The organism is Planctellipticum variicoloris (genome assembly GCF_030622045.1).
Lineage (GTDB): Bacteria > Planctomycetota > Planctomycetia > Planctomycetales > Planctomycetaceae > Planctellipticum > Planctellipticum variicoloris.
On sequence record NZ_CP130886.1, the window covers coordinates 368,057 to 391,320 of the forward strand.

General features: G+C 63.6%; 17 protein-coding genes. 6 read left to right on the forward strand and 11 right to left on the reverse strand.

The window, feature by feature from the left end; genetic code table 11:
* Positions 1-66 precede the first annotated feature (66 nt).
* The gene (locus SH412_RS01470; protein ID WP_336521729.1) at positions 67-873 is read left to right on the forward strand and encodes a bestrophin-like domain; all 807 of its coding nucleotides are present in this window, start codon (positions 67-69) and stop codon (positions 871-873) included.
* Here SH412_RS01470 and SH412_RS01475 read toward each other — a convergent pair whose 3' ends face one another.
* The 3 genes from SH412_RS01475 to SH412_RS01485 form a co-directional block, all read right to left on the reverse strand.
* On the reverse strand, positions 874-2,031 hold the full coding sequence (locus SH412_RS01475; RefSeq protein WP_336521730.1) for a metallophosphoesterase: 1,158 nt from the start codon (positions 2,029-2,031) through the stop codon (positions 874-876).
* Between the two features lie 89 nt (positions 2,032-2,120).
* The gene (locus SH412_RS01480; protein ID WP_419555765.1) at positions 2,121-2,684 is read right to left on the reverse strand and encodes a glutathione peroxidase; all 564 of its coding nucleotides are present in this window, start codon (positions 2,682-2,684) and stop codon (positions 2,121-2,123) included.
* Positions 2,685-3,123: 439 nt separating this feature from the next.
* Positions 3,124-4,581, reverse strand: a complete 1,458-nt coding sequence (locus SH412_RS01485) for a type I 3-dehydroquinate dehydratase (RefSeq protein ID WP_336521731.1) — start codon at positions 4,579-4,581, stop codon at positions 3,124-3,126.
* 188 nt (positions 4,582-4,769) lie between these two features.
* Between SH412_RS01485 and hpnH the strand changes: the two genes are divergently transcribed.
* The 3 genes from hpnH to SH412_RS01500 all read left to right on the forward strand — a co-directional run bounded on the left by hpnH (position 4,770) and on the right by SH412_RS01500 (position 8,369).
* A complete protein-coding gene (gene hpnH / locus SH412_RS01490; protein WP_336521732.1) occupies positions 4,770-5,888 on the forward strand; it encodes an adenosyl-hopene transferase HpnH in 1,119 nt (372 codons plus the stop codon).
* A gap of 118 nt (positions 5,889-6,006) precedes the next feature.
* Positions 6,007-6,810 (forward strand): class I SAM-dependent methyltransferase, encoded by an 804-nt coding sequence (locus SH412_RS01495; protein ID WP_336521733.1) that lies wholly within the window; start codon positions 6,007-6,009, stop codon positions 6,808-6,810.
* A 1,091-nt stretch (positions 6,811-7,901) separates the two neighbouring features.
* Positions 7,902-8,369, forward strand: coding sequence for a hypothetical protein (locus SH412_RS01500; RefSeq protein ID WP_336521734.1), 468 nt, complete (start codon positions 7,902-7,904; stop codon positions 8,367-8,369).
* A gap of 35 nt (positions 8,370-8,404) precedes the next feature.
* Here the strand turns inward: SH412_RS01500 and SH412_RS01505 are convergent, their stop codons facing one another.
* The 3 genes from SH412_RS01505 to SH412_RS01515 form a co-directional block, all read right to left on the reverse strand.
* Positions 8,405-9,844, reverse strand: coding sequence for an HAAS signaling domain-containing protein (locus tag SH412_RS01505; protein WP_336521735.1), 1,440 nt, complete (start codon positions 9,842-9,844; stop codon positions 8,405-8,407).
* A gap of 191 nt (positions 9,845-10,035) precedes the next feature.
* Positions 10,036-10,374 (reverse strand): PadR family transcriptional regulator, encoded by a 339-nt coding sequence (locus SH412_RS01510; protein ID WP_336521736.1) that lies wholly within the window; start codon positions 10,372-10,374, stop codon positions 10,036-10,038.
* Between the two features lie 291 nt (positions 10,375-10,665).
* Entirely contained in the window at positions 10,666-11,727 is a 1,062-nt protein-coding gene (locus SH412_RS01515; protein WP_336521737.1) for a hypothetical protein, read from the reverse strand.
* 458 nt (positions 11,728-12,185) lie between these two features.
* On the opposite strand from SH412_RS01515, the gene SH412_RS01520 reads away from it, so the two are divergent.
* Entirely contained in the window at positions 12,186-13,277 is a 1,092-nt protein-coding gene (locus SH412_RS01520; RefSeq protein ID WP_336521738.1) for an XdhC family protein, read from the forward strand.
* Here SH412_RS01520 and SH412_RS01525 read toward each other — a convergent pair.
* From SH412_RS01525 to SH412_RS01535, 3 genes are all read right to left on the reverse strand, one after another.
* Complete coding sequence (locus tag SH412_RS01525) at positions 13,255-14,112, reverse strand: endonuclease/exonuclease/phosphatase family protein (protein ID WP_336521739.1); 858 nt, start codon at positions 14,110-14,112, stop codon at positions 13,255-13,257. The two genes, SH412_RS01520 and SH412_RS01525, sit on opposite strands and share 23 nt — an antisense overlap.
* Before the next feature lie 3 nt (positions 14,113-14,115).
* Positions 14,116-17,442 carry a PVC-type heme-binding CxxCH protein gene (locus SH412_RS01530; RefSeq protein WP_336521740.1) on the reverse strand — a complete coding sequence of 1,109 codons (3,327 nt, stop codon included), beginning with the start codon at positions 17,440-17,442 and terminating at the stop codon, positions 14,116-14,118.
* A 174-nt stretch (positions 17,443-17,616) separates the two neighbouring features.
* Complete coding sequence (locus SH412_RS01535) at positions 17,617-18,465, reverse strand: hypothetical protein (protein WP_336521741.1); 849 nt, start codon at positions 18,463-18,465, stop codon at positions 17,617-17,619.
* Between the two features lie 283 nt (positions 18,466-18,748).
* Here SH412_RS01535 and SH412_RS01540 point away from each other — a divergent pair, with 283 nt between their 5' ends.
* Entirely contained in the window at positions 18,749-19,540 is a 792-nt protein-coding gene (locus SH412_RS01540) for an SDR family NAD(P)-dependent oxidoreductase (RefSeq protein ID WP_336521742.1), read from the forward strand.
* Positions 19,541-19,692: 152 nt separating this feature from the next.
* Here the strand turns inward: SH412_RS01540 and polX are convergent, their stop codons facing one another.
* Positions 19,693-21,411: a DNA polymerase/3'-5' exonuclease PolX gene (polX, locus tag SH412_RS01545; RefSeq protein ID WP_336521743.1), complete on the reverse strand. Its 1,719-nt coding sequence runs from the start codon at positions 21,409-21,411 to the stop codon at positions 19,693-19,695.
* A 191-nt stretch (positions 21,412-21,602) separates the two neighbouring features.
* The gene (locus SH412_RS01550; protein ID WP_336521744.1) at positions 21,603-23,222 is read right to left on the reverse strand and encodes a DUF1080 domain-containing protein; all 1,620 of its coding nucleotides are present in this window, start codon (positions 23,220-23,222) and stop codon (positions 21,603-21,605) included.
* Between the last annotated feature and the right edge of the window lie 42 nt (positions 23,223-23,264).

The following is a 23,264-nucleotide window of genomic DNA, read 5'->3' on the forward strand; positions in this document are numbered from 1 at the left end:
CAGGCTTCGTCGAGACTCGGCACGATCCACGGCAGGCGCCCAACGGTCCGGGAAACGGAGAGAATCTTGAATTTCGCAGTCGAGTCTCTGCTGCTGGCCGGCGGTCTGTTTCTGGCGATGCTGGCCGGTATGGAGGCCGGTCGGCGGATCTGGCTGCACCGCTCCTTGCTCGATCCCGAAAAGTCCCGTCAGGGAACCGGGATTGTCGAAGGAGCGGTCTTCGGTCTGCTCGGTCTGCTGGTCGCCTTTACCTTCAGCGGAGCGGCGGGGCGCTATGACGCCCGCCGCGTGCAGATCGTCGACGAGGCCAACTCCATCGGAACGGCCTGGTTGCGACTGGATCTGCTTCCGGCCGACGTTCAGCCCCCCTTGCGCGATTTCTTCCGCGAATACCTGGACCTGAGAATCGACCTGTTCCGCCGGGGACTCCTCGACGAGTCCGCCCGGGCCGGACTGGTGCGCCAGGCGGAGCTCCAGGACATGATCTGGAAACGGGCCCAGGCAGGGATTGCCGAAGATGGACGAACGCACGTCGCCACCCTCGTCACCCCCGCTCTCAACGAAATGTTCGATATCGCCACGGCGCGCACAACGGCGACGCAGATGCACGTGCCCAATATTATCCTGCTGCTGCTCTGCGCGCTCGCCATCCTCTGTTCGATTCTGGCTGGGTCCGCGATGGCCATCCCGGAAGGACGCAACTGGCTGCATATGACCGGATTCGCCGCCATGCTGTCGCTGACGGTGCTGGTGACCTTCGACCTCGAATTTCCCCGCAGGGGCTTCATCCGCCTCGACGCCGCCGATCAGCCGCTGTTCGAGTTGCGCGAGAGTCTGAAGTCGCCGCAGGCGACCGGTGAATTCAAACAGTAGTCACGCATGCTGCGCCGGAGTATCGCGTCGTAGCGTGACTCGACTGATCTGCGGCGGGCACCCGTACCGCAACGGATCCCGCCCCGACAGCCCCCGACTGACAACCAGCAGCGTCGGATCGACAAAGAATTCACCCGCCGAAAACCGGACGCCGTAGCGACTCGGCGAAAAGACCGGCCCCAGCAGCGGCAGCCGGATCTGCCCCCCGTGCGTATGGCCGGCGAACATCAATTGAAACCCTTGCCGCCGCGCCCAGCCGATCTCGTCCGGCGAGTGGCTGACGAGAATCCGAAATCCCCCCGGCGGCAGGCCGTCGACCTCCGGACGGGGCGGCATCCAGGGCGCTTCTGATCCTGCCAGCAGCAACCCCGCTCCTTCTCGACGCAGCTCGACAACCCGACCGGCGAGGGGCTGCCAGCCCGCCGCTTCCAGCGCCGCGCGGGACGCTTCAGCTTCCTGCAGCCAGTCATGGTTCCCCAGGATGTACCAGCAGCCCCACGGGGCCGATAGCTTGCCGAACGTCGCAGGAACCCAGGCCCGCGTCCGCGGATCGTCGAGCAGATCCCCGCTGAACACGATCAGATCCGGCGTGCCCGCGGCGATGTGGTCCGCAACCGCCGCGAACCACTCTTCCGAAACGCTCCCCCGGAAGTGGCTGTCGCTGAAGTGCGCGATTGTCACGCCGTCCCAGGCCGCAGGCAGATCCGGCACGTGAGCCGTGAACTCGACGCAGTCGAGCAGGAACTGCTGATTCCCCGGCAGTCTCAGCATCCAGCCCGATCGATGCCGTCCCTGGACCTGCGGACCGACTTCGACGCGCAGGTCGTGTCGGGTACAGCGGTAGTCGGTCACACACGCCGGCGGACGATAGCGTTGAAAGCGAATTGCATCCCCCGCCAGCCACACCAGCCCGATCATTGCTGCAGTGCAGCTCGCGACCCATTGAGACCGCAGATCCGGAGCGGACAACTGCGCCGTGCAGAGTCCGAGGCCAAACCAGACGATCCCCGCCGGAAACGCGAGGACGCCGGAAAGCTTGGTCAGCCAGAAGACGAACTTGTGCAGCGGGTGGGCCTCAAACCAGTTCACCACGACCGCCGTCAACTTGGCGAAACCGGCGGAGAGAGCCAGAGTCAGCAGTCCGTACAGCAGAGTCACTCAGGATTCCACACGCTGGGGGCGCACAAAAACAGCCTGCAGGAGACGCCTCCGGCAGGCTGACGCTGTGTCCGAGTATGGACGCTGAGTTACTTCTTCGCCAGTTCCGTCTCGATCGCCTTCACAACTTCCTCAGAGTCCGGCTGCACGCCCGTCTTGAACCGCGCCACAACCTTTCCGTCCCGACCGATGAGGAACTTTTCAAAATTCCACTTCACGGCCCCGTCCATCCCCGGCGTGCTGGTCAGCTCTTTGTAGAGCGCCGCCGCTTCCGGGCCGTTGACGTCAATCTTCTCGAACAGATCGAACTTCACACCGTAGTTCTTCTCGCAGAACTCGCCAATCTCGCTCGCCGAGCCCGGTTCCTGCTTGCCGAACTGATTGCACGGGAAGCCCAGCACGGCCAGGCCCTGATCCTTGTACTTCTCGTGCAGACCTTCCAGCGGCTTGTACTGCGGCGTCGCCCCGCACTTGCTGGCGACATTCACCACCAGCAGCACCTTCCCCTCGTATTTGCCGAGGTCCACTTCCTTGCCCGTCAGCGTCTTCATCTTGTGCTGCAGCAGCTTGGGCGTTTCCTTTTCAGCGGCCCCGGCATTGGCAGACAGCGCGGCGCACACGCCGACAAGCAACAGACAGGTCAGAGTCTTCATACCGATCCACTCCTGAATAACGGACGCCCACCCCCCTCGGGCGGACTTAACGGATCAATTGTAGTCGATTTGTTGCCGAAGTGGAGGGACTGATGAGCGGAATGCCAAAAGCGGAAAGCGGAAAGCCAGCCAGAACTCTCTCTTCCCGTACGGTCGCCATCGGATGGCGGAAGGCGCCCCTTCGTGGACATCTTCGAAGATCCGCCGCAGTCTCAGCCCCGGAGGGGCGTCGGGTTGTAGCCACGGGTGGAGCGCAGCCCGCGTCCCGCGGGCGAAGCGCAACCCGTGGTCAACCGCCACCGGGGAAACCACACGTCTCCTCGAGCCGTCCCGGAGGGACGGAGGAATCTCGCCCTGAAAGATGCACGATCGCCCCGCCTCACGGGAAGAGAATCGTTCGCAAACAGGTCCGCGGACCATCAGTTGGCGAAAGCCTCCCCTACTCCGCCAGCCCCTTCGCAAACGCCTCCACCGGCAGATCCTGTCCGCTGAGCGACTTGAACAGGTCCCCCAGATAGTCCGCAAACACCGCCGACGGCTCAATCAGCCGACAGCTTCGGTCGCGCGCCTCCGACGTCAGCGGCGAATCCGCCGGAAACTGAATCAGATCCAGCACCGTCATGTCCGGACGCAACAGCGACGGATTGACCGGCTGCCGCCGGCTGGCGTGATCGAGACTCCCCGTCGTCAGGACCACCACGTCAAACAGCGTGTCGTAGAGCTGGGCGGGCGGAATGAAACGCGTCCCCGTCTGGCGGGCGATCGCCTGCCCCTCCTGCTCGTCCCCGGCGCACACGCTGACCATCCCGCTCCGCTTCTGAATCCCCAACGCAATCGAATGCGCCAGTCCGCCGCCGCCAACAATTACTGCATTCCGTCGATCCAACGGCCGCTCCCCCGACGTCGTCTTCCCCAGCCGCTCCTCCAGCGCACGCAACGCCGTCTTCCAGATCAGGTTGTGCCCGTGCCAGCCATCCGCCTGCTTGACCAGCAGATCCGTGAAGTTCGCCTGCGTCCCGATCTCGTCCCGCTGCACGGCCAGCCCCGCCAGCTTTCGCCCCGTATCGCCCGTGGCGACGACCGCCGGGATCTTCAAAATCTCCAGCATCTTGGGAAGCTGGTCCAGCGATCGGACATCAAACGGCAGGCAGCGCGTATTGAGCTTCAGCGCATCAAACCCCGCATTGAACACCTTCGCCGTCATCACCTCGGCTTCGCCGAAACCCGCCAGACCAATGAACCGCGTCTTCGGCCCGACCTCCCGCCAACGGTAAATATCGTCCAGCTCACCCACCGTCGGCTGTCCGGGAAACGCCTCCATCCCCTTTTCCAGCGCCGCATAAATCCACGGCGAACCGTATTTCCGACCCAGCAGCGAAAAACTCAGCCCGCATCGGCCCAGCCCCAGGCCCACGATCGGCACAGACCGCTTCTGGCTCACCGCCGCCAATAACGGCCATGCCGCTTCCAGCGTCTCCGTCGGCCACGTGAACTTGATTACGTCCGCCTGCGCCGACACCGCCTCGTCGAACACCTCGTCCACGTTTCCCAGCGGTCGACCGAGACTCGTATAGCTGATGACCCGCTGCGTCTTGCCGAACCGCGGAATCCGCCGGGCAATGTCCAGATCCAGTTCCACGTACGCCGGCCCCGCCAGAATCGCCTGCCGCAACAGCCCCTGCCGCTCGTCTTCCGTCCCCTGGAACTGCCCCCCGTCCGCCGCCCGGCGGCACGAAACCAGCACCGGCTTCTTCGCCCCCTCCAGCATCTCCTTGACGTCCGGCTCCTTGATCAGCCGGTCCAGACAAACTTCGATCAGATCGCATTGTCGCGATGCGTTCAGGATGTCGACCTTGGCAAGCTGACGCGATTCCGGCGTAACTGAAATGCAGATCATGTCGGCAACCCGGCAAAAGATGGGAAAGACGAGATGCCGCCAGTGTAGCCGCCCGGCAGCCGCAAGGGCAAAGATCACTTCCTCGCCGCACCCCAGGCCACGCCGGGAACCCGTTTGAGCGCTGACACACGCCGCAGAACCTGATATCTCTACACCCCGCAAATTCAAGCCGGGGAGGGAGCGACGGGATGGCAGTGCCGATTTCGCAGATGTGGACCGTGGCGTCGTACGTCCTTCGACAACGCCTCCAGGGCCGGAAACGCTACCCCCTCGTCCTGATGCTCGAACCCCTCTTCCGCTGCAATCTCGCCTGCGCAGGCTGCGGAAAAATCCAGTACCCCGCCGACATCCTCCGCAAAAACCTTACACCCGAACAGTGTTTCAAAGCCGTCGACGAGTGCGGCGCCCCGATGGTCTCCATCCCGGGCGGCGAACCGCTCCTCCACCCCCAGATCGACGAAATCGTCGCAGGCCTCGTCGCCCGCAAAAAGTTCATCTACCTCTGCACCAACGCCATCCTCCTCGAAAAGCACATCCACCGCTTCAAGCCCTCTAAGTACCTCTCATTCTCGATCCACCTCGACGGCCCCCGCGAAGAACACGACTTCGCCGTCTGCCGCGAAGGGGTCTATGACATCGCCATCTCCGCGATCAAAACCGCCGTCAGCAAAGGCTTCCGCGTCACCACCAACACCACCGTCTATAACAACGGCGACCCCGAATCGATGCGGAAGATGTTCGACACCCTCATGGACCTCGGCGTCGAAGGGATGATGGTCTCTCCCGGCTACGCCTACGAGAAAGCCCCCGACCAGGACCTCTTCCTCCAGCACAAGCAGACGACGCGTCTGTTTCAAAAGATGCTCGGCAACCCGAAACGCCGCTGGAAGTTCAACCTCTCCCCTCTCTTCATGGAGTTCCTGCAGGGGAAGTGGGACCTCGAATGCACCCCCTGGGGCACCCCCACCTACAACCTCTTCGGCTGGCAGAAACCCTGCTACCTCCTCAACGAAGGCACCTGCGAGACCTTCCAGGAGCTCATGGAAACCACCGACTGGCCCAGTTACGGCAAGGCCAGCGGCAACTCCAAGTGCGCCGACTGCATGGTCCACTGCGGCTACGAACCCACCGCCGTCGCCGAAACCTTCAACACCTGGAAAGGCTTCGCCCGCGTCGCCTGGACCACCCTCTTCGGCCCCGGCCGCACCACCATCGACCCTGACCCCGCTCCGCTCCAACCTGCTCCGACAGAGCCGGAGCAAGGCGACCGCCCTGTGCAGATCCGGCTGCCGGTGCTGAAATCGTGAGATCGTCGATCGTTTATGGTTGATCGTTGATCGTTAAGACTCGCAGCCGACTCGAATCCAATAAACTCTTCTCTACCAACCATCAACGATCAACCATCAACGATCAACGATCCCCCCCATGTCCGACTACCAGCGGCAGAATCAATCGGCCTGGAACCGCCTCTCCGACGGCAGCCAGTTCGCCAAAGTCGCCAGCGATGAAGAATGCCGGCAGCCCCTCAAAGCCCTCGACAGCCGCGGCTGGCTGCCGCAGAGCGTCGCCGGGCTGAATGTTCTCTGCCTCGCTTCGGGGGGCGGCTGGCAGTCGATCCTCTACGCTGCGGCCGGCGCCCGCGTCACCGTCGTCGACCTCAGCCCAGGCATGCTGGAGCTCGACCGGAAGGAGGCCAGACGCCGGGGCCTGTCGGTCACGACGATCGAGGCGTCCATGGACGACCTGCCGATGCTCGGCGACGCTACCTTCGACATCGTCCATCAGCCGGTCAGCACCTGCTACGTCCCCGACCTGGAGAAGGTCTATGCGGAAATCGCCCGCGTCAGCCGGGACGACGGACTCTACATCAGCCAGCACAAAGTCCCCACCAGCCTGCAGATCGCCCACCGCGACGACTGCAACCGGTTCGTCATCGGCGTCGAGTACTACCACACCGGCCCGCTCCCGAAGGTCGAAGACACTTCCTATCGCGAAACGGGCGCCGTCGAGTACCTCCACCGCTGGGACCAGCTCGTCGGAGGGCTCTGCCGAGCCGGCTTCGTCATTGAAGACCTCCGCGAACCGAAGCGCGCCGACCCGACCGCCAAGGTCGACCACTTCGGCTACCGCGGCCGCTTCGTCGCGCCGTACGTCCGGATGAAGGCCCGCCGGGTCCGGCGTTCGACGCAAGAGGACGCGGTCAGTCCGCAGCTCTGGCTCCCCCGCTGAAAATCGAAGACCTTGCGAAGCGCCACGATCAAGAGGAGATCTCACGCCACGGCGCGACGGGGGCTCAATGTCGAACATCGCAGGCCGCACGGTGCAAGGAGAACGCCAGCCGATGAGAGTGGAGGGGGCTTTCTGCGTCTACATCACAAATGCCGCTCCACCGATGGCACCAATCCACGTCAGCGCAAGATAGGCGATGAATAATAGCGTAGCGCCCAAGATCAACCAGGGCACCATCGCCAGCGCGAGATCGAGGGCCTTGATGCGCCAGGGGCGCCCCCGGCGATAGAAGCCGCACCGAGAGCAGCAATCTTCTCCAGGATGGATCTCAGTGTCGCAGCAATGACACTGAGCCGGGGAACGGCTGACAATTTGCGTCGAGTGAGACATGCGCTATTCCGGTCTGGAGACGCTAACATACAGCGGCAGTTCGATTCGCTGCGGGGGCTGGTCAAGGACTGGTCACTCGAAGGCATCTTCGTCGTCCGCAACGCCCCTCTGACAACCGCAAAGTCGAGCCGTTCATAACGTCGGAGGGTTGCAGAATCTCGAATGTCGAGTGCTGGCTGGGCAGCACGCCTGCGGGCATGAGCACGCAGTTCTTCTCGCCCCATTCCCTGACTCAAATGCCCGACGAGGGCGATTGAGTTCTCCGGGCGGGGTGACTCCTGATCGACCGAGTTGCGAGTGCCTTTCCACGGACACTCGGCAAGGCGCCGTTGCAAAGCCCTTCACGTATACCGGCGATCAATATGGGCGAAGTGGCAGGATCGGCTTTCCTCCGTCTGCGCGATGTCGCGTTGCTCGATATTCATAACGAGTGCCAATCCCGCGACGGAGCAAGCTGGAATCCGCCGCAGTCGCATCGCGGAGGCTTTTCGCCGACTTGCTGCCGCAATCTGCGTTGAGTTTGCGGGAACAGGAGCGTTGTCTGGAGGCCTCCTGCAGAATCTGCGGGTTACGCTGATTATGTGACGGCGGACTGGCGGTCGATCTTTGGAAACGGCGGTGGAGCAAGAGCGTTTGCGGTCAGGACGGAAAGGATGCCGCCCGGTCGGTCAAATGCCTGCCGCTGCAGGTAAGGCGCCGTTATGTCCGTTTCCTCGATCTCCAGTTCGAATTCGTATCAGCTCTGGTTGCAGAGCCAGACGGCGACCGCCAGCCCAGGCAGCGCCGCAGCGACTTCCACGGGCGCGGCCTCGGGGAGCAAAGAAGCATCGCTGGCCGAGCAGCTCAAGCAGGCGATCAACGAGGTTCTGAGTGGCGTCGATTCGTCGGATGATGAAGAAGACGATCCCCTGGACGCTCTGAGGAAGGCGATCGAAGCGATCCTGAAGAAGAACGGGATCGAGACTGACAAGGCGTCCGAGGCCAGACCGCCGGGCGACGCGACAGAAGCCGCGGGTGCGAGCGACGGCGGCGGCGCGCAAAGCGTCGAGGATCAGCGGGCGCTGGTGCTGTCGGTGCTCAAGTCGCTGCTGGGGAATCCGGAGGGACTGGCGACGCAGACCGGTTCGCAAGCGCCGGCAACCGGCCTGCTGCTGAACGTGACGGCTTGAGCGGCCGGCCTATCTCTGTCAGAGACGCGAAGAACTCAGGGGCGGAGAACTTTTCGACGGGCCGAGAGCATCGAGCGAATATCCTCTCTGCGGTAGGTGGACGACCGCAGGAAATTCGCGGGGATTGCTGCATCCGCGGCGTCGACCCGGTTCAGCGTCGTGCGGATGAGATTCAATAGTTCCTGGGGCAGCGCAAGCTGGACCGGTTCGTCGGAGAGGACGACGGGTTCGACGATCGAAGGGAACTGCTGCAGTCGATCGGCGTCGAAAACGAGCACCGCCGGCGACCACCTCTGCTGCGGCTCTCCGTCCCCCACGCGGAGCCCGCGCGACGACTGCAATTTGTCGTCGCTCAGGGGATACACGTCATCCACCAGGACCAGTCGCGTGAGTTGCACGCGCATGCCGCGGCAAACATTCTCGCTGCTGGCATCGGGTGTGGCCTCCTCTCCTGCAAATCGCATTACGGCGGCAAGAAATGGATCAAACGGTCCGAATGGTTGGTTGTCCTGGTCGGACCAGGGGGTCATCCGGCTGGAGTTACGTTGGCCCTCGACCACGGATCTGGCCTCGATTCCCAAAAACGTGAGAAACGGGCTTCGATTGCGATTGAAACCCTGGCTGCGACCGCGTTCGGGAAGAGTGCGCTCCCAGAGGTTTCCGGCAACTTCGACGGGCAGCAGTTCGTACTCGGCATACGGCACAATTCCGCGCGCCTGGAGATCCTCGGGAAGCTCGCGATCGAGCTTCGGCCGGACGCCGGGACCAAATCCGGGGCAGCGGATCAGCAGTTCGCGGTTCTCCCCGTCCGCCAGCGAGATCTCTTCCGAGTATTTGTACGGTCCGACACCGACTTGAATTGCGTATCCCCCCGATACGACCCTGCCAAAGTCGACTTCCGGCCGTTCCAATTTCACGCCGTTCGTCCGTTCGAGCGCCTGATTCCGTAGTTGAAGTCCTTGAATCGAAACCTTGGCCGACTCCGGCGGCGGCGAGCCGGGCTCCGGCCCTTCGAGTCGGACTTTGAGAGTCGGTTCGCCGAGAGGTTGCAGGGGGGCGGGTGCGGGGCGGTTCTGGATTTCGTTAATCCGGGTTGTCATCTCCATGATGTGCAGCATCAGCGCCTGTCGTTCGTGCGCGATCGACATTCTCTCCCGCTCAAACTGCCAGAACACCGCCACGCTGAGCAGGATAGCGAGCACATTGCCGGCCAGACTGAAGCCGAGGAGAACCCGTTGAGACATGATGCGACTCCACATGGCCAGCCACCAGAGGCGGCGGGCGATCTGACGGGGGTTGCCGAAGCGTTCGAGCACCCGGCGTTCGACGTCGTCCGCTCCGTTCGACTTCACCTGCTCGCGACGGACGGCGCATTCCAGGTGATCGGCCAGCTCGTCGACGATGTCCTGCCGCAGCGACGACGGTTCGTCATCGCGCATGGGAGGCAGGTCGGCGAGCAGGTCTTCGGGGGACATGGCACGTGTCCGGAAGAGACGATTTCACGCGGGGAAGTCGAGAGACGAGGGTCCAGAGTCGAGAGCCAGAACGACGAAGACACAAGAATTCACGCAAAGACGCAACGACGTGGTTTGTGAGTCCCGATGTTGCCGTTTTGTCTGAGATTTGGTGTTTGAGATTTGAGATTTGAGATTTGGTGTTTGGAACTTCAGAGTGCCGGCACGACCAGCGGCGCGTCGAGAATCCCTTCGACGCCGCGGGAGAAGGCTTTCCACTCGACTCTGCGGGCCGAGAGGGCTTTCTTCCCGGCGGCGCTCAATTCGTAGTATTTGCGGCGGCGTCCGTCGACTTCTTTCCAGAACGAGGTGAGCAGCTTCTGCTGTTCGAGGCGATGCAGGGCCGGGTAGAGGCTGCCCTCTTTGAGATCGAAGTAGCCTCCCGACTGGCTGAAGACGCGCTGGACGATTTCGTAGCCGTACGAAGGGCCGCGTGAGACGACTTCGAGAATCAGCGTCTCAACCATGCCCCAGAGGAAACGCGAGTCCATGACGGTGCTCCCGAGACAAACGATACCCAGGCGTGCTGGGTATAAGCCTAGACGCTTGAGGTATGGAGGTCAAGAGGGGAGCGAGTAGCGAGTAGGGAATAGCGAGTAGCCAGAGAACGCGGGCTTATCGCAGATCGCTTATCGCGGATCGCCAGATACGGATCGCCCTTGGTCGAGGGGCGCGCAGATCATCCGCTGAAAGAGGCATTGTGCTGCACAATCGCAGGTCTCTTCTTCGCCGGCGATAAGCGATCCACGATAAGCGATACGCCCGCTTTCTCTGGCTTCTACCTATTCGCTTCCCTCTCCCTCGCACTCCTCCTGCAGTCGCAGCAGGGTCTCGAAGGCTTCGTCGAGGGTACAGACTTGTTCTCCCGCGACGCGGCCGGCGCGATCGAGGCGGGCCAGGAGGCAGGCGTCTTCGAAGTCTTCGTGAGTTCGGACGCCGCGGGAGACTTTGCCCGTGCGAATGTACTCGCCTGCCAGGGGACGCTGTTCAATCAGGTTGCGAGTGCGGTCGGTGATCAGGTCACCGAGGACTTCGAGGCCGGCTTCCACCGGTCGGCGGCGGTCGATGGCCAGGCCGACATCGTGCAACAGGCAGGCCAACAGGAATTCTTCGTCCCACGGCCGCTCGGCGAGACCCAGCTCGAAGACCTGGAGCGAATGATAGAGGGCGTCTCCTTCGGGATGATCGGCGGGATCCTGCATCACGCGCGACAGCGGCTCGACGAGGAGTCGGAGGGCCGCGAAGACTTCGATGGCGTCGAGTTCCGATTCCGCAGACTCCGCGGAATCGTCGTCCGGTCCCATGGCTTCGACGAGATCTTCGATCGACCAGGCGAAGTCTTCACGGGATTCGCCGCTCCGGATGATGCCGGGGAACGAGGCCTGAAAGGTGAGTGACCAGGGGGCGTCGTCATCGGACAGGGCCGGCTCGTCCGGCCGGCGAGACTCGACCTGGTAGCCTGCCTGACGGAGGCGTTCGCGGACCAGTTCGCGGCGGGCGTTGCGGACGGTGATCTCCAGTTCGGCTCCGCGGGCGACCTGGCCAGTAATCACTGCTCCCCGGCAGCGAGGCTCAAAGTGCTCGAGCAGCAGCATGACCTGCAGAGCGGCTTCACGCATGCGGATCAGAATGCCCGCGTCGACCTCCGATGCGAATACGCCGGAGAGGGCGTACATCTGCACCTGGATTTCGGCATGCGACGGAATGTCGTCCCGGTGAACATTCCGCTGTTTCAGCCAGCGCTGGGCGCGGCGTTTGGCGGCCGAGAAGTCCTGTTCCTTGCCGCGCAGAATGAGACGGGCCGCCTCGGCGGCAATCCGTTCGCGAAGCTCATTGTCAGCCATGTGAGGAGACGGCCGGTCGCCGCCATTCGGAAGATCGCATCCAGAACGCCCGACCGGCAGAAGCGCCGCCCGGCCCTGCAATGTCTCTCCAACTCCCTTTTATCGGTTAGTCCGGGGACACGTCCAGTCCGCACCGGCCATTTGCAACTCGCTTCGCGCCTTTCTCGTTTCACTGTTTCTCCGCGTCCTCCGTGTCTTGTCTGTTGAATCCATCCACTCCGCCGCGGCCGGCGCCGATCGATCGTGCCTGAGGCCGACAAGTCTGCCATGGAGCTGGATCGTCGTCGGCATGTTCGCATCAGCCCGAACATCCGTTTGAACCGGAGGCATTCTCGCAACACTTCGCGGTCAATCGTCTTCTTCTCCTGTCCGGCGCGATGCCCTTTGATCACGATCCTCCGCTATGATGGAGCCTGGTCGGGGATCACCCGGTCGCGGCCTGCGGGAGAGAGTCGAACATGCAACTTGTGCTGCGTGAGCTGGAAGTCGCTCTGCGGACGGGACGTCCGGTCTGCTACTGCGCGCTGGTCGAGACGCGGGGATCGACGCCGCAGAAGGCCGGGGCGATGATGCTCGTCTTTCCGGACGGGTCGCAGGTCGGGACGCTGGGAGGCGGCTGTGTCGAGGCGGAAGTCAAACGCCGGGCGCTGCAGCTCCTTGATGAAGGAACCGCGGGCCTGCTGACCTTTCAGCTCGATAGCGACTACGGCTGGGATGACGGCCTGATCTGCGGCGGGCGGATGAAGATGCTCGTCGATCCGATCCGTCCCGGCGACGACAGCAGTTATTACCGGACGTGGTTCGATCGGCTCCTGACGGGGACGGGTTGCACGGAGGCGGTGGTACTCGACGCGGAAGCCGCCGGGGCAGGCGCCGAGGCCGATCGTTATCTGCTCGATGAACACGGCACGGTGATTGCGCAGCGAACCGCGGGGACGAAGGAACTGGCCGGCGTTCGCGAACGATTGCGGTCGCTGGAAGAACGTCCCCGGCCGTATGTCGCGGGGGGGATCTCGTATCTGCCGTGCCTGTCGCGCTGCCGGCTGGTGATCGTCGGGGCAGGACATGTCGGGCAGAAGGTGGCTCAGCTCGCCGCGGAGGCTGACTTCGACGTCTGGGTCATCGACGATCGCGAAGAGTATTGTCAGTCGCAGCGGTTTCCGACAGCGAAGCGGCTGATCGTCGCACCGATCGACCAGGCGCTGAGCGGGCTCGATGTCGATTCCAGCACGTACTGCATCATCGTGACCCGCGGGCACAACCACGACGAAGAGGCGTTATATCACCTGGCCGAAACACGGGCGCGGTATGTGGGCATGATTGGAAGCCGTCGGAAGATCCGGCTGATCTTTCAAGACCTGCTGCGGGAAGGGATTGCTCGTGACGCTTTGCAGCGGGTCTACGCGCCCGTCGGTTTCGAGATCGGGTCGCAGACGGTGCCGGAGATCGCGATCAGCATCGTCGCCGAGCTGATTGCACACCGGAATCTCGGACGAATTCCCACAGGGATTCGCGGAGAGAGTCTGCTCAGCGAGCAGACGGCAGGCTGAATTCGGCCCTGACGGCGGGATGATCGGAAGCGTCTCCCGTTACGTACTCAATGGTCCGGCATTCGAGACCGCGGGCGAGGATCCAGTCGATGTGGCCGCGGGCTGCGGTGATGCCGCCCAGCGGATCGACGACATCTGGCGCAGCCAGCAGCGCTGAGAGGGCCGGGTCGTCGGGCTGCGTGTTGAGGTCTCCCAGGAGAATCGCCGGGGGCTGCAGCGCCAGGAACATCCGGGACACGATCTCAAGCTGTCGGAGACGATCGTCCTGACGGTCGACATGGACGCCGAGAATGCGCACCCGCCGGCTCTGCAGCGTGACCTCCGTCAGGACCGCCTGACGAAACGCTTTGCCGCGGGTTCCGGGTAGCGGGCACCGCTGGACCAGCTCGACCGGGAGGCGGGTCAACAGACCGTTGCCGAAGTGGTCGGTCCACCAGCGCCGTTCCGTCGGGAGGAACGCCGAAGCAATCTGCAGTCGCTGTCCGAGTTCCCCGGCCTGATCCATCCCACCCGTCCAGCCGCCGCCGTGGACTTCCTGCAGCCAGGCGACGTCGAATTCTCCAAGTTGTGCGGTCGTCCGTTCAAGGTCGAGTCGGCCGTCGGCGCCCCGTCCGCCGTGGATATTGAACGTGGCGATTCTGAGAATGTCGCCGTTGCCGGCAACAGGCGCAGGTCCATTCCAGGCGATGGGAACGGTTGCATCAGCCGGCGTCCGATCCGCGCCGTTGCCGATCACCACGCCGACCAGCAGCAGCCAGGGGAGGCACGCGACGAAGCGACGCCGGGGATCGCGACGTGAATTCGTCGGGGCAGGCGCCTCTGCGGTTGCGGACATTGTCTACTCAGAGGGCGAGGGGCGGGGCTTTTCGGCCACGGCCGGTTTGGAAAGGGTCTGCAGGTAGGCGTACAGGTCCGTGCAGTCCTGCAGGCTCAGATCTTTGAGCAGACCGCTGGGCATCAAGGAAACGGGGGACTTCCTGCGGATCGCGACGTCTGACGTTTCGATTCGGAACGTCTGATTCTGCCCGTCGCGCAGCAGCAGACCGTCGACAGATTCGTAGACGATCAGTCCGGAATAAGTCTTTCCGCCATGCGTCTGCAGAATCGTCGTCTGATACCGGGCCGAGACATCCCGGCTGGGGAGGACGATGGCAGTCCAGAGGTCGTTCTTGGAGAATCGCCCGGCGGCGCCGGCAAGGTCGGGGCCGAGGCCACTCCGTCCGCCGTGGCATTGGGCGCATTGGCGTGTCTGATAGAGCTTCTCTCCCCGGCCGACGTCGCCGGTTGAGTTGGACGCGTGGGCGAGAATCTGCTTGAGGAGCGCCAGGTCGGTTTCGTTCCCGCCGAGTTGCCCGGCGGCTTCCTGGGGCCATTTCTGCTGCAACCAGTCGGTCCACTTTTGTGTCGCCACCGGCTGCGGCTGATAGCCGACTTCGCCCGAGACAAACGGGAATGCGACGCCGTTGTTTCGTTCGAGCAGTCGCAGAACCTGTTCGCGGACGGCGTACTCGCGGGCGTCCTGTCCCAGCCGGCGGAAAGCCCGCAGCAGGGCGAACTGTTCGGCGGCGGACTGACCGGCGGGGAGTTTCAGCAGAGCCTGGGCGCAGGCTTCGACGACTTCCACCTGGGACATCTCCAGCCCCTGGAGAAACAGGGGCCGGTCGCGCGGATCGGGTTCGCCCGCCAGCGTCATCAGCACGGCGCCGCGGACGTTGAAACGTTCGAACTGCTCGCGGATCAGCGTGCGATGAGCCGGCTCCTTCGATTCCCCCAGCAGGAAGACGACGTCGTTGTTCCAGGGATAGTCTTCGCCGTGCTTCTCAATGTTCTTGACGAATGCATCGATGGCCCCGGGGAGCAGGTCGCCCGGAATTTCGCTCAGAAACAGCACGTGGCCGGGACGGCCGAATTCTGGTTCGTCCAGGACCGCAGTGGCCAGATAGTCCTCGTCGCGCGACGCCAGCCGCGTATACAACTCTTTGATCCGGTCGTTCCAGTTGGTGTCCTGGGGCAACTTGTGCTTCGCGAACTTGACGTCCAGTCCGACCAGGCCGGCGGCGATCCGCTGGCGCTGTGTCGCCGATCGCGGCACCGGGAACTGCGCGGCGACGAGCAGTTGATGGATGTCATGCACGGCGTCGGAGTCTGCGTTGATGGGTGCGAGAACCTTTTCGAGCAGCGTCTGGTTGTACGGGTGCAGCATGGCCAGCAGTCGGGCCAGTTCGTCGTCCAACTGAGCGTTGCCAGTGGGATAGGCTTCCGACAATGCAATCAGGAGCGGCTGCAGGAGCGGCTCCTCCTGCTGGGGATCGACGGCGCCATTGTAGCCGTCGAAGGCGGGGGGCACTCCGTCCCGCGGTCCCATGTCTCCGAGCGAGTTCTGCAGCAGCCGCACGGCGTCCAGGCGAATGTCCGCCGAGTAGTTGCCTTGAACGAGCGCCGTGGCGAGCGTCGGAACCGTGCTCCGGGCGCGCGTCATCAGATCGGGCATCCGGTCCAGCCAGCCGGCGGCATACGTGGTGACTGCCCGCGATCCCTGCTTTCCGGCTGCAGCCGAGAGATCCTTCAACGCCGATTCCGGCAACCGTCGGACGACCAGCGCCGCCTGCCAGCGAGTGAATCGATCGTCGGATCCAAGCTGCTTCGCCAGCGAATCCATCAGTGGCGCGGCATCATCGATCGTCGGCAGCCCCGCCAGGACTTCGAGGGCGCAGCGTGCGACCAGCGGGTCCTCGTCCGCGACAAAGGCCGCGATCTCGCTCAGATCCCATTCCGCCGCGGGCCGTCGGCCATGCGACCAGACGGCGCGGGCTCGCACCAGGAAGCGGTTGTCGGTGCGAAAGGCCTTCAATTCCTCGGCGGTCAGTCCGCCGAACACTTCGGTCACGATCTCGATGGCACGCGTCCGTTCGCGAACCGGACGTTCGCCGTCCTGAGCCGCGGCCAGCAGCTTGTCGCGTCCCAGGTCGCGAGCCGTCGGCAACCATTTTGCTCGACTCCAGGCACTCAGCGGTTGAGGCGCCCGCAGACAGGCTTCGAGGGGGGCCTCGATCTCGGCAGGTTTGGCAGTCGTTCTGGCCTTCACGCGGTAGACTCCTCCGCGTGTCCCACGGCCGCCGACGCAGACCAGCAGGCTGCCGTCGGGAGCGACCTCGACATCGGTCGGAGCAAAGCCGTTCCCGCCGGCGCCGGACATGAACAGCTCGACTTTGCTGGTGTAAGCCGCCCCGTCACGCTGCAGCCGCAGGAAATTCACGCGGCCGTAGGTCCAGTCGAGCACGAACAGCCCGCCGTGGTACTGCTCGGGAAACTGCGAATGCTCGTAGCAGGCCATGCCGGTCGGAGAGCCGCGGCCCATCGAGGCGACGACGGGAGGCATATCCATGTACTCGTCGGGACGCTTCCAGCTCTTGCTGATCCAGCCGTGATCGGCGGCCGTCAACGTCTGGAAGACCCGTGTCGGTCGATACCAGGGAAGCGAGATATCGCGCTCGTCGTCGCTGTCGTAGGTGAAGATGTCGCCGTACGGACCGAAGGCGAAGTCGTACGCGTTGCGAAAGCCGTCGCCGATCAGTTCGCCGCCCGAAAAGTCGGGCTTCAGCCGCATCAGCACGCCGGCCCTCGGCTGACGGATCGGGGAAGTCGGCAGCGTGGCGTAGGCCGCGGTGATCTCCGCGGTATTCCCGGCAATAATGTACCACCAGCCGTCGGGGCCGTGCTGAATCGAGTGCGTGTCGTGCTCGCCCCCCGTCCGGCAGCGGAGCAGTCGCTCGGGAGGACCGTCGGCCTTGCCGTCGCCGTCCTGATCGCGATAGATCAGCACGCCGCCGTCGCCGACGCACAGGCAGTTGCGGCCGTGAAAGAACAGTCCCATCGCGCCCGACTTCGGCCCGCTGGCGAACTCCTCGGCCCGCTCGGCGACGCCGTCGCCATCGGCGTCGATCAACGTCCGGATGTAGCCGGGGCCGCTGACGACCGGCCGCCCCTGGCTGTCGACGGTCAGGCAGTAGATGTCGTGAGCCAGTTCATCGCCGGCGACCTGCACGACCTCGAAGCCTTCGGGAACCCGCACGCCCGGATCGACGTCGGCGGCGGCCAAGCGGCCGCACAGCAGGAGTCCGCAGAATCCCCGGGACAGCCATCGAATGGTCGGGTTGCAGCGCACTGTGGGACTCCCTTTCCAGCGCGCCACGGCAAGTGAGCCTCAATGCGATCGCGGCGCGGACTTCGGCTTCTGGCCCGAATCCGCGGAATCCTAGCTAGAAACCCGCATCAAGGGCAACAGCAGTGCGCAGCGGAGCGCCGACGCGATGTCGATCAGGCCCCGAGTCCAGTTCGACTAGTTCTTCCTGGGGCCGAGCCGGGCAACGCCCGGATTGCTCAGGACTTCCTTCTGGTACTCCGCGAACTCCAGGCGACGAAGCCCCTCCTCCTTCAACTGCGTCTCCCACTCGTGAATCTTGCTGCGGTCCGCAGTCGTCAGCTTCCACATCCACTGATGCTCGGCCTTCAATCTGACCGGAGTCTTTCCCGGATTGACGGTCATTTCCACTTTCACCGGCAACTGCTTGATCTCGCGCAACTGGTCGTTGACGCGCAGCCGGGCCGCGGGAAGAGGCGCCTGGGGATGCAGGACCGAGTTGAGCTGGGCGATCGAGTCCGCATAGTCGAGGTAGCGCGCGACAGCTTCGGGAATCGCGTCTGTCGTGCACTCGACCTTGTACTGCATGACCTTGCTGTGCATGGTCAGCAGTTGTTTGTCGCGATCGAACTGCGACCGGAACAGCGGATGCAGTTGAAATTCCAGCATTTGCGCCGCCGCCAGTTGATCCGGATCGGACTGTTCGTGGACCTGATCCAGAACCTTGTTGGCGTCCGTCTCCACCAGTTTCAGGAAGTACCGCATCTGCTCCTGCGAGATGCTCGTCGCCACGCGGCGTCCGAGATTCAGGACTTCGAACTGCTTGTGAGCCGCATCGTAGACGGTCAGTTCGCGGGCGGGTTCGGTGTAGTCGTAGACTTTTCCGGCGTGGAACAGCGTCAGATTCCGGCCGAGCACTCCTTCGTCCGCGCCATTGCGGATTACGGTATAGACCCGCAGATCCTGAGCCTGCGAGGGGCAAGCCAGGCACGAAACGGTCAGGGCCGCCATCCACAGCCGGGTGAAACTGAGGGACCGCGCAAGCATCAGAAGACCTTCCATACGGGAGGTGCTGCCGCCGACGGGATCGGCGGGAATCAATGAATTCAGGACGGGATTCGTGCGTGTTACCGCAGGACGCCAGATCCCTCAACGCCAGGTCGTCCGCTCTGCCGGTCCCGGCGACCTTCCGTGCCGAAAAAGTCTGCATCCGCCGGCGTTTCCGGCAAGGTCTGCCGATCAATCGCCGTGAAACTCCCGCAAATCACCGGAGGCGAGTACGATGCTCGAACGTCCTTCCGCCGCCGCTTCCCGCTCAGGAACACCGTCCATGACCGACCCGCTGTTCAACATCGCTGATCAGGTCGTTCTCGTTTCCGGAGGGAGCCGGGGGATCGGTCGCGAGCTGGCCGCCGCGTTCGCAGCTCGCGATGCGATGGTCTTCATCGCCGGGCGGGAAGCCGATACGCTCGAAACGACGGCGGGCGAAATCTCGACGGGGCGCTATCCGGTCAAAACCGTCGTCTGCGATGTTTCGCGGATAGACGACGTCGCCTCAATGGTCCAATCGGTGGTCAGCGAAGCCGGTCGGATCGACGGACTGCTGAACGTGGCCGGCGTCAACAAGCGCAAGCGGGTCGAAAACTACACGCCCGAGGAGTTCGACTTCATCGTCGACATCAACCTGCGCGGAGCGTTCTTCGTCGCCCAGCACGTCGGCCGGCAGTTCATCGCCCAGGGAACTGGCGGCTGGATCACGAACATCGACTCGCTCAACACCAGCTCGCCGCTCACGGGCGTGCTCCCCTATGCGATGAGCAAGGGAGGGCTCAGCATGATGACCCGCGGCATGGCGAACGAATGGGGCCGGCACAAAGTCCGCGTCAATGGCCTCGCTCCGGGATTCATTCTGACCGACCTGACGCAGAAGCTCTGGTCCGATCCGAACATGCAGGCCTGGAACGCGGCGAATTCCCCCCTCGGACGACTCGGAAACCCGGAAGACATGGTCGGCACGGCAGTCTTCCTCGCCAGTCCTGGCGCCGCGTTCCTGACGGGCCAGACGATCTACGTGGATGGCGGCTTCACGGCGGGGATGAACTGGCCGATTCCGCTGGACTGAACAGGCCAGTCTCTCGCTCCCAGTCACTGTCTGGGAGCGTCTGGCAGCGACGCTGTGCGTCGCATCTGACCATGCGCCGGCGGGTGAGAGAAGCGAGGCAGAGCCTCGCAAAGGCGGGCGCCCAGGCAGAGCCTGGGCACCAGTGGCAATTTTCACCGCCGAGCAATTCTCTTCGAAAACTCCTTCCACGGCAGCGTGTTGATCACATCGGCCGCCGTCAGGCCTGCGCGTCGCGCCTGGTAGACACCCCACTCCATCGACGCAAAGCCCCTGGTGCTGTGGGCGTCGGTGCTGATCACGATTGGGATGCCGCGGGCCTTCGCCGCCGCCGCATGGACGTCGTCCAGATCCAGCCGGGACGGGTCGGCATTGATCTCCAGAAACTTCCCCTCTTCCTTTGCGACGTGGAACAGCTCGTCGAAATCGATGTCCGCCCCTGGACGCTGGCCGATAATCCGGCCCGACGGATGGCCGATGGCGTGGACGTACGGATTCCGCAGCGCCATCAGCAGCCGCTCCTGGATTTTGGCACGCGGCTGCTTCAAGCCGTAGTGCAGAACGGCAAGCACCCAGTCGGCCTCGGCGAGGACGTCGTCCGGCAGATCCATGGTGGCGTCTTCGAGGATGTCGCACTCGATGCCGCACAGGACGTGAATGCCCTTTGTCTTCTTGCGGACCGCGTCGATATTCCGCCAGTGTTCGCGCAACCGATCGGCGTCGAGGCCATTCGCCATCGTCACCCGCTTCGAGTGATCGGTAATGGCGATGTACTCCAGCCCGCGGGCCTTGGCGGCTTCGATCATCTCCTCGATCGAGGCCGTCCCGTCCGTGGCTGTCGTGTGCATGTGCAGGTCGCCGCGCATGTTGGATAGTTCCAGCAGCTTTGGCAGCCTGTGCTGTTCCGCCAGCTCAATCTCGCCCCGGTTCTCTCGCAATTCAGGAGGAATCCACGGCAGTTCGACCGCCGCATAGACCTCTTCCTCAGATTGACCCGCAATCGACTCTTCGCCGCGGAAGACGCCGTACTCGTTGATCTTCAGGCCCCGTTCCTGCGCCCTGCGCCGGACGACGATGTTGTGCTCCTTCGATCCGGTGAAGTACTGCAGGGCCGCCCCATACGACTCCGCCGGCACGACGCGCAGATCGAGTTCCAGCCCGCTGTGGAGTCGCACGCGCTGCTTGGTTTCGCCGCGGGCCAGGACTTTTGTTACGAGCGGATGAGCGGCGAGGCAGTCCATCGCCCCCTTGGAATCGGAAGCGACGGCGAGCAGATCCAGATCGCCGCAACTCTCCTTCCGGCGGCGGCAGCTCCCCGCGACAGAAGCCTGCTCGACGGTTCCGGAGGCCAGCAGGTCGGCCACGATTTCATCCGCAGCCGGCTTGGCCACCGCCAGATAAACCCGCTTGCCGACTTCTTCCAGCAGTGCGAGTCCTTCCAGAATCGTCTGGGCGGTCTTCTTGCCAAATCCCTTCAGCTCGGCAATTTTGCCCCCCTCGGCGGCTGCCCGCAGATCCCCGAGCGTGCGGACGTTGAGTTCGTGAAAGAGGGCCGCCACCTTCTTGGGACCGAGGCCGGGAATCCGCAGCATCTCGCGGACGTCGGCGGGGATCTCCGCCCGCTGCTCTTCGAGCTGCGGCAGATGCCCGGTCTTGACGATGGTCTCGATCTTCTCGGCGAGATCCTTGCCGATCCCTTCCAGCGTGCTCAGATCGTGGTCCGGGTCGGCGACAATTCCGGCGACGGATTCGGACAGGTTCTCGATCGTCCGGGCCGCATTCCGGTAAGCCCGGACGCGAAAGGGATTGGCCCCCTGAATTTCCAGCAGGTCGGCCAGTTCGGTAAACAGGGCCGCGACGTCGACGTTCTGCATAAGGCACCCGGCTTAAAATGAAACAGCCGAGAGTTCAGTCTCTCGGCTGGGTCCATTCACCAATCCTTCGATTCCCGTGTACGACGGACGTCCTCGTCCGTCGGCCTCCTTATCGGAACTCTCGCTACACAGAGAGCGACGGACTTGGACGTCCGTCGTACGAAAGACCGACGGTCGTACTACGGCTTCATTCAGCGCGCCGCCAGCGCATTCCACTCCTGCAGCATCGCCTCGATCCTGGCCTTGTTGAAGTCGGCCGGAATCGGTTCGTCATGGTTCTGCAGCAGATCATCGACCGACACCTTCCCGGCGTTGACTCCATCGGCCGGGACATCAGCACCGCTGGTCCAGACAATTGCGTTGAGAATCAGCTTGCGGAACTGGTCGTTGCCCCAGTTCCAGTGGACGTGACCGCCGGAGCAGCCGAAGCCCCGGCCGCCGTCCGGTCGCTGCCGGGCCCAGGCCATGTGCTGCGATTCCCCCTTAGCGATCGCTTCACGCACCGCCGGGTTGCCGCTGTGCGGACCGTCCGGCCGGCTCAGGCTTTCCTTCGGCGGCAGGTCGGTCAGGATCGGCGTGACCCCTTCCATGTTCTCCCGAAACCGCATGTGGTAGTACCACTCGTCGTTCGTCTTGAACGGCTTCACGCCGTTGGCGACGGCATGAGCCGGGAACTTTTGGTAGCTGGCGACCCAGTGAGGATTGACCGACCAGTTCGGCTCGAAGTAGCCGCCGGTCCAGCCGAGGAACGCTTCGCCGCTCGGTCCCTGCGGGACTTCCACGCCGTAGTGAATGCAGACGATGCCGGTCCCCTTGTCGGTCAGGGTCTTGAGCTGATCGAGGTGCGGATTGAAAGGGTGTCCTCCTCCGCCGTCGGAGTAGATCACGATCGTGTTGGCGGCTTCAAGGTCGGCCTGACTCGGCCAGCCGGCCTGCTCCAGCTCGTGGACTTTCGCCTCGACCGGCAGCCCGCTCGCATTGAGCAGGTTCGCCAGCAGATGGCAGCCCGCAGTGTGATCGTGCGCCCCGAAACCGTGGCTCTTGCGACCGGCCAGCAGCAGGATCTGCTTCTTGCCGACCGCCGAGGTCTTCGCGGCGTCGAGCTTCTTCAGCTTGATGTTCTTGAACTGCACCTTCATCGGCGGACCGGCATGGAGCTGCAGCGCCAGGACTCCAGTCGCCCGGCGGTCTGGATGTTCATCGGTGCAGACGGACGTCAGCACGCCATTGATCCGGTGCTCGAAGGTGTAACCCTTCGCGGTGATCCGGTAGCTGTTCCAGTCTTCCTTCTTGATCTTCGACTGGATTTCCTTCGTATCGCCAACGCTGCCGACGACCTCGACCTGCACTTTACCGTCGGCCCCCTTCTTGACGATCGTCTTCTGGCCGCGGTTGGCCAGGATGCCGCGGAAGCGTTCGCCGTAATTGATGCCGGAGTAAGTGTCTCCCGCTTCGAAGTCGGCCTGGTAGCCGCCGATCACCCATTTCTCATTCGGCACTTCGAAGCTGCGATACTGAATGCCCGAGTTGCCGCCGACGAGTTTATAGTCCAGCGTCAGCTCGAAGTCGCCGACCTCGCCGCCCCGCCAGATGATGAACGTGTTCCCCTTGGTCGGCTTCTCGGCGGTCGTCTGCCCGGTAATCGTGCCATCTTCCACGCGCCAGAATTCCGGGTTGCCGTCCCAGCCATTGAGGGTCTTCCCGTCGAAAATCGAGACGCCGTCGTCTTGGGCCTGGGCGGTCGCTGGCGTGAACCAGGCCGGCGCACACAGCAGAGCTATGCTCAGCCAGGGGGTCAATCGAAGCCGCATCGCACTCTCCTGTGAATTCCCGGTTGCCGTCGCTGGACTGTT

Excerpts from the sequence above, each read along its gene's own strand:
- SH412_RS01480 (WP_419555765.1), bottom strand. The coding sequence starts at position 2,684 with ATGAAGACTCTGACCTGTCTGTTGCTTGTCGGCGTGTGCGCCGCGCTG.
- SH412_RS01485 (WP_336521731.1), bottom strand. The coding sequence starts at position 4,581 with ATGATCTGCATTTCAGTTACGCCGGAATCGCGTCAGCTTGCCAAGGTC.
- hpnH (WP_336521732.1), top strand. The coding sequence starts at position 4,770 with ATGGCAGTGCCGATTTCGCAGATGTGGACCGTGGCGTCGTACGTCCTT.
- SH412_RS01495 (WP_336521733.1), top strand. The coding sequence starts at position 6,007 with ATGTCCGACTACCAGCGGCAGAATCAATCGGCCTGGAACCGCCTCTCC.
- SH412_RS01500 (WP_336521734.1), top strand. The coding sequence starts at position 7,902 with ATGTCCGTTTCCTCGATCTCCAGTTCGAATTCGTATCAGCTCTGGTTG.
- SH412_RS01505 (WP_336521735.1), bottom strand. The coding sequence starts at position 9,844 with ATGTCCCCCGAAGACCTGCTCGCCGACCTGCCTCCCATGCGCGATGAC.
- SH412_RS01510 (WP_336521736.1), bottom strand. The coding sequence starts at position 10,374 with ATGGACTCGCGTTTCCTCTGGGGCATGGTTGAGACGCTGATTCTCGAA.
- SH412_RS01515 (WP_336521737.1), bottom strand. The coding sequence starts at position 11,727 with ATGGCTGACAATGAGCTTCGCGAACGGATTGCCGCCGAGGCGGCCCGT.
- SH412_RS01520 (WP_336521738.1), top strand. The coding sequence starts at position 12,186 with ATGCAACTTGTGCTGCGTGAGCTGGAAGTCGCTCTGCGGACGGGACGT.
- SH412_RS01525 (WP_336521739.1), bottom strand. The coding sequence starts at position 14,112 with ATGTCCGCAACCGCAGAGGCGCCTGCCCCGACGAATTCACGTCGCGAT.
- SH412_RS01535 (WP_336521741.1), bottom strand. The coding sequence starts at position 18,465 with ATGCTTGCGCGGTCCCTCAGTTTCACCCGGCTGTGGATGGCGGCCCTG.
- SH412_RS01540 (WP_336521742.1), top strand. The coding sequence starts at position 18,749 with ATGACCGACCCGCTGTTCAACATCGCTGATCAGGTCGTTCTCGTTTCC.
- polX (WP_336521743.1), bottom strand. The coding sequence starts at position 21,411 with ATGCAGAACGTCGACGTCGCGGCCCTGTTTACCGAACTGGCCGACCTG.
- SH412_RS01550 (WP_336521744.1), bottom strand. The coding sequence starts at position 23,222 with ATGCGGCTTCGATTGACCCCCTGGCTGAGCATAGCTCTGCTGTGTGCG.